The organism is Thiohalospira halophila DSM 15071 (assembly GCF_900112605.1).
Lineage (GTDB): Bacteria > Pseudomonadota > Gammaproteobacteria > Thiohalospirales > Thiohalospiraceae > Thiohalospira > Thiohalospira halophila.
In genome coordinates, this window is record NZ_FOMJ01000017.1 from 1 (window position 1) to 6332 (window position 6332).

Sequence of the window (6332 nt, forward strand, 5' to 3'; positions counted from 1 at the left end):
TGTAATGACCCCCTGGTTTCTGCACACCTCACGCGCTTAATGCGGGGTGTGCCCGTGGGGCCGCATAGCCCAGGGCCTGATGCGGCCTTTGCTCGTTGTAGTACTTCATCCACTGGCGGATGACCGTCCGGGCCTGGCCCAGCGACTCAAATCGGTGCTGCCAGATGCACTCTTCCTTCAGGGACCGGAAGAAGCGCTCCATCAGGCCGTTCTGCTCCGGCGTGTACGGCGTCGTGAACTCCTGGGTCAGACCGTAAGCCCTCACCGTCGCCGTGTACTGCCGGGAGCTGAATACCAGCCCGTTGTCGGACCGGAGCGCCAATGGCCGGGCTACTCGCTGGAGAACACCGTGACGCTCGATGAGCGCCTCCTCCAGGGCCGCCTCGGCCGTGGGACTGTTGCCCCGACTCGAGAGCCGCCAGCCGAGCACCTCACGGGTGCAGCAGTCGATGACGACAGCCAGCGCTGCTCGGCGGTCCTTGCCGCACCACACCTGCGTGAGGTCAGTGGCCCATCGTTCATCCGGCCGGCTGGCCACCGAGGGCAGACTCCGAGCCCGCGGCCGATGGCCCTGGGGCCGCTTCCGGACCTGCCAGCCCTTGCGCTGCAGAACCCGCTGGACCGGCTTCCGGTTCTCGCCCAGTATCGCCGCCAGGCGGCGATACCCGTAGGTCGGGAACTGCTCCAGCTTGGCCTTGATACGTGCCACCAGAAGCTCGTTGAGCGGTCGGGACCGCCGCTTCGGCCGGTAGTACACCGAGCGTCTGGGAACGCCCAACCAGCGACACAGCTTCGCCAACGGCACCGGCCGGCCCTCAGCCGCCATCTCCGCCTGCACCGACCTTACGAGCTCTCCTCGTCGTCGAGCAGGCGCTTGTATTTTTTTAACGCGTAGATCTGCAGATGGGCCTCGCCCAGCGCCTCCCGTGTCTCGCGGAGCTCCGACTCGTACTGCTCGCGGATATCCTTGGGCCGGGACCGGAAGCCGTTCTCCATGCTCTTCTGGGCCTCGTCCATCCAGGCCTCGACCTCGGAGACGGTCAGATCATGCTGCCGCGCTACCTCCGCGACCGTGGTCTTACCCTTGAAGATCTCCATCACCACGGCCGTCTTGCGCTTGGCGGTCCAGCGCTTCACCGGTGCTTCTTCGCTCATCGTACCCTCCTGTTACCCGCACTATACCCTGTGCAGTTCGGAAGGGGGTCAGTTCAGGATGATGCTCTGGCTTCGGTTCATCACTACTACACCGCGTACGACCGACAGGCGCTCGCCAATCGCTACCAGTCCATCATGTGGGATCTCGGTGGCCGTATTGGGATCCCGGAAGATCCCCAGGATGGTCAGCCGCGATTATTCGCTCGCAAATTGGTTGATTGGGATGCCCCCGTGAACTGGGTTGGCGATGACCGGGTGCTGCGCCTTGAAGCGATGGGGGCGATCGTGGAGAAGGCGCGGGAACGGTTGTTGGGAGCCGTTGATAGGGGCGATCCCTACGAACGACACAACGCCATGGCTACCTACACCGGTCTTGGTCTCGCCCTGGCCACGGGCTTTCGGACCGTTCGGACTCCCATCGTCGATCTCACCGCGATCCACGCGGAAACACGGACCCTGTGTCTGCAGGAGAAGGACCGCTGGGATGGTCAGGACGCTCGGTTGGTCCCTCTGCCAGAGGCGGTTTACGACCAGGTTGGCGAGTACCTCCGCCATCTGCGGCAGCTCTGGACGCAGCTCCCGGCCGCCCGTTCGGCCGTACTCCCAATCCCGGCCACCAAGGCTCGGGATCAACGCGTGTACGGCCATGAGGCGTTCGATCTGGTCCTCAACCGCTCCTTGTTCTTCTTCGAGCAATCAGAGGAGGGCCACCACAAGCCCGTGGAATTGACCGGGGACCGCCTACAGAGAGAACTCAATGCCCTGGTCCCCGGCTACTGGCCGATACCGAATGCGGGCCGGCACGCCCTGCGGAGCTGGCTCATTCGCCATGGCGCGGAGGCCAATCTCGTCAACGCGCTCATGGGACACGCCTACTACGGCGAAGAGCACTGGGCGCCGACCTCGGCGCTGGATCCGGTCGCCTATCGAGGCGGGATCCTGCCGTACCTCGAACAGCTTACCCAGACCCTGGGTTACCGCGTGGTGCGGTCTTGATGGAGGGGAACGCAGCCGCAGAGCCATCGGGAGAGCGACTTCAGGGCGAGGAGGCCATTCGGGCCTGCTGGGTTCACCTGTGGGAACCGCAGGGAGCCCCCATCCCTGAGGAACTCGTGCGACGACCAGGGGATACCTTCGGCAAGGCCCGCGAGGAGGCGGGGGCGTTTCGACCGGTGCTCGAAATCCTCGGGAGCGATTATCCCGACCTCTTGCGGGCCTCGGAACCGGCTCCGGTCCACTGGTCCGCCGAGCAGGTCAAGAAACTCCTGCAGGCGGTTCGAGCAGAGGCCCCGCCCAAGCGCTCCTTCACGGCCCAACGGCGGATCCTGGAAGTCATCGAGGCGGGCAATAACGAAGGCGTCTGGCATGTGCCGATCGTCCAGGTCCCGGCCCCGCTTCCACCACCCCCGAAGCCCGTCTTCAGCCACGACGGCTTTGACCTGGCGGTTCGATACCAGGGGCTGCCCGACGCCTTCGTCGAGACATTACGGTTCGACGGCCTCGAGCCGAAGATGATCTGGGGCCAGGTCCTGTTATCCAGCCTGCTCTTCGGTGGGCTGCTGCAGCCCAAGTCCCTCTGGGCCTTCGGTGACGCCATTCCCGGGGCCCCCGCGCATCTGCACTGGGTGGAGTGGCAAGACGGAGAATCCGGCGGTCACCGGGTTCACCGGCACTTCGTCGACCCGCTCACCCGACTGCTGGCCCTGCATTGGCGACGGCGGGAGTGGCCCGCCCGCACCGGCGCACGAGTGACTCGCCAGCTATTCCGGTCCATGTACCACTATGCCAAAGCCGTGGGATTGGACGGTTACTTCCCGCCGGACTGGACCACCTTGCGGAAGGTTGCCGAGACGCGCCTGGCCTTGTATGTCCCTCCCCACCTCATTGGCGTGGCAACCGGGTTCTATCACCCCACGAGCCTTCCGCCCCACGTCATGGAGCGCCTGACCGTCGAGCTGGGTCCGGTCCAGCCACCGACTGCGGGGACGGCGGCACAGGCAGAGGGGGAGCAGGGCCCGTCCGATCCGGGGCTGGTTCGCACTGGTGGCAGCGCCGATTCCGAGGGCCCGACGGAGGAATGGCCGGAGACGGCGGCTGCCGATATCCGTCGGATCGGTTCCATCCTCCGGAACGCGCCCAGCGATCAGCGAGCGCAGCTCCAGGCAATGGTCGAGCACACGCGACTGGCGAGTGTCCGGCGCCTTGCCCGATGGGCACGGGATGGACTCCTCATGGGCAGCCACGGCCGTAAGGCCCTTTCCAGCATGACCGCCTACGATCACTTCAATGCCATCGCAGAGCCGCTGGTCGGGCAGTTGGCCGACGATGACCCCGTCCACCTGAACAACGATGATCGCGTTGACCTCTATGCGACGGCTATCGAGGATACGGACAGCCCCGGGGCGCGGAATCGGGTTTTGAAGGGCCTGCGGGAGTTCCAGGCCTACCTGGAACGGACTCATGAGGAGGTGCCCCCGTTACCGGATGGTGATCTCTTCTCCGCGAAGGGTCAGAAGCCGACGGCGGTGGACGCCAATCTCATCGAGCCAGAGAGCTTCGAGTGGGTGCTCACGTGGCTGGAGCTGTTTGGAGATGGCGACGCGGAGTCAAACAACCTCAGTATTCTGATGGCCGTACTGGGCTACTACGCAGGGATGCGGCGCAGCGAGGTAGCCGGCCTGCGGATCGGCGATCTGGAGGGGCCGCCGTCCTGGGACCTGGTCATCAGGCCCCATAGCCTACGAAGACTCAAAAGCCAGAGCGCCGCCCGGGTGGCCCCCCTGAACGCCCTGCTGCCGACCCGGCATCTCCAGCGGTTGATCCGCTGGTGGGAAGTGCAGCGGCAAGCCGCCGATGATCTGGGTAAGGACTGGCGCGAGTGGTTACTGTTCGATCCGATTCGGCCAGCGGAGGGGGTCACCGGTAACGACAAAGGCGAGCGGCGGCCAGAGCAGCAAAAGGGATGGATCCACCGCGGGGGGGACTACATGCGCCGGATCCGGGAGGCCCTGTATCGGGTGACCGGCGACCCGGGGCTACGTTTCCACCATCTCCGTCATAGCTTTGCCAACCGGCTCCTGCTGGCCATGTGGCAGGCGGAATGCGATCGCGCCGACGAGGACACTCGCACCACGGAAACGAGCGACCCCCTGAACGAACCCCTACCCGAATGGGCCCGCGGCTGGATTGGCCAGGAGCCCTGGTCGCTACGCAGTCAGCTCCTCGGCGAGTCCTCGGCCCAACGCCGCTCGTTGATGGCGATCGCCCGCATGCTCGGCCATTCATCGCCCGATATTACGATGGGCCACTATATCCACCTCGCCGACCTGGTGCTGTCGCGGGCCATGCGCCGACTGACGCCCACCGTTCCTGAGCCGATCCTGACGGCGCTGACCGGACTCGACGAGACCGAACGCCGGCAATGGCGCCGTGAGACCGGATCCGGGAAGGCCAGCGACTATCTGGACCGAATCGGCGACGGGCTCCTTGCGCCCGAACAACGTTTACAGCGCCTTTCGCCACAGTCGCAGCGAGTTCTGGCCCATCCCGAGCATACGAAAGCGGCCGCCTGGCTGCTCACAGATGTCCTCATCGGCCGGTACGAGGGAGCGGCATGGTTGGAGAGCTTCGCGCCACCATGGTTGGAACAGCAACTCGCCCATTGGGAGTCGTTGCTGACGACGGTCCCCGAGCACCTCCGAGTCTCTCGGCATGGCAAGAAGGCCGATGCGCCAATCGAACGGCCAGCCACCCAGCAGGACGTGAACCGGGCGCGGCAGACCCTGGAATGGCTGGAGACACGCCCCGAGTCCGAGCAGGTCGACTTGATCGAGGCCTACCGGAACGGGAGGCTGGAACGAAATCCGCTCGACGTCGCCTTTCCGTCAGCGGCCTTGGCGAGAGCCTGGAGCGACCTCATCGACCACCTCGACCTCAACGAGGCAGTCGACTTCTACGTAGTACCGGCTCCGTGGGAGTCGACGGAGGAACGCGATTCCGAGATCGCCTTCTGGCGAGAGCAGACTAAGATAGCGCTCGTTTACGACCCACAGTTCCGGAACCTGCTGGGACCCGAGCTGAACCAGGAAGAAGGAGGCGTGGTGTGTTGCCACCGCAAGGGAGCCGGCGACAGCCGGGGTTACTGGGTATACGGTGTGCAGTGGGCGTTCTTGATGGCGTGGTTATTGCGCCAATGACCAAGAAGCTATCAGTGCTCAGGTGACGTTGCTGCCCGCACTGAACCGCGATTCGAAAGCAGAGTCCGGGGTCCGAGGTTGAAACAATGCGTTCGAGAGTTGAGGCGGAGCCATTAACAGATAGGGGGCCCTTTACCCTGGACCCCCATACGTCTTGGAAGCCGACTATCGGTTCAGCGGCTGCCAAAGGGTCTTCCGGTTACACCCTGGCAATCGGTAGCCACCATGCATGGCTGAACGCGCCCGGAGGACGTCAGTCTGGGCGCTGACGCTGTCCAGTGATTCGATGAGAGCCGCGAACGGAGCCGCGTAGCGGTCCTTGCGCTTGTACCCATCGATGACCTGCCACAGGGCGCTGTAGGCGTCCAGGTCCTGTTCCTTTAGATGCGCCATGGGCTGGGCCAGAGCAAAGTCCAGCAGGATGGCGTGCTCCTTGGCGTCTCCAGGGATGCGATAACCATCCCGGCTGTGGAGCAGAACCTTCCCGATATCGTGTAGCAGGGCCGTGAGGACCGTGGCCTCCCGCTGCAACGGGCTCATGCCCATGCTCTCGGTGGCCCGCTGGGCCCCCTCGGCAACGTCCAGGCTGTGCTCCAGGAGCCCGCCCCGGCCAGTGTGATGGCACCCTTTGCTGGCCGGGAGGGTTGGGGTGGACCCCGATCGCTGGACCACGGAGGGGCGCTGAGAAGTAAAGACCGGAGGCCTCTCCATCGGGTTCATGGGTCCGGCTGAGAGGTCCAGTGGACCTCGGCCGGGGTTCGGCGGTCAAGGGCACTATGCGGCCGCTGCTCGTTGTAGAAGCGGAAGTAGCGGTGCAGGCCGGCTTCCAGCTCGGCGGGCGTCTCGTAGCCCCGCAGGTAGATGTCCTCGTACTTCACGGTCCGCCACAGCCGCTCCACGAAGACATTGTCCAGCGCCCGGCCACGGCCATCCATGCTGATGAGCACACCCTGCTGCCGGAGCCGCTGCGTCCACTCGGTA

6 protein-coding genes are annotated in these 6332 nt (G+C 65.0%); 2 read left to right on the forward strand and 4 right to left on the reverse strand.

The genetic code is table 11. The features are described 5' to 3' along the window. Positions 1-28 precede the first annotated feature (28 nt). Both BM272_RS13320 and BM272_RS13325 read right to left on the reverse strand, forming a co-directional pair. Entirely contained in the window at positions 29-838 is an 810-nt protein-coding gene (locus BM272_RS13320) for an IS3 family transposase (RefSeq protein WP_275886929.1), read from the reverse strand. A gap of 5 nt (positions 839-843) precedes the next feature. Continuing rightward, entirely contained in the window at positions 844-1155 is a 312-nt protein-coding gene (locus BM272_RS13325) for a transposase (RefSeq protein WP_093427751.1), read from the reverse strand. 231 nt (positions 1156-1386) lie between these two features. Here BM272_RS13325 and BM272_RS13330 point away from each other — a divergent pair, with 231 nt between their 5' ends. Beyond that, the gene (locus BM272_RS13330) at positions 1387-2151 is read left to right on the forward strand and encodes a tyrosine-type recombinase/integrase (RefSeq protein ID WP_093429284.1); all 765 of its coding nucleotides are present in this window, start codon (positions 1387-1389) and stop codon (positions 2149-2151) included. A gap of 116 nt (positions 2152-2267) precedes the next feature. Beyond that, positions 2268-5351, forward strand: a complete 3084-nt coding sequence (locus tag BM272_RS13335) for a site-specific integrase (RefSeq protein ID WP_159433100.1) — start codon at positions 2268-2270, stop codon at positions 5349-5351. Between the two features lie 165 nt (positions 5352-5516). On the opposite strand, the gene BM272_RS13340 is transcribed toward BM272_RS13335, so the two are convergent. Together BM272_RS13340 and BM272_RS13345 are read right to left on the reverse strand one after the other, a co-directional pair. Continuing rightward, positions 5517-6071 (reverse strand): HD domain-containing protein, encoded by a 555-nt coding sequence (locus tag BM272_RS13340; RefSeq protein ID WP_093429286.1) that lies wholly within the window; start codon positions 6069-6071, stop codon positions 5517-5519. Beyond that, on the reverse strand, positions 6068-6332 hold a 265-nt coding region (locus BM272_RS13345; protein WP_143613299.1), incomplete at its 5' end, for an integrase core domain-containing protein. The genes BM272_RS13340 and BM272_RS13345, both read right to left, overlap by 4 nt.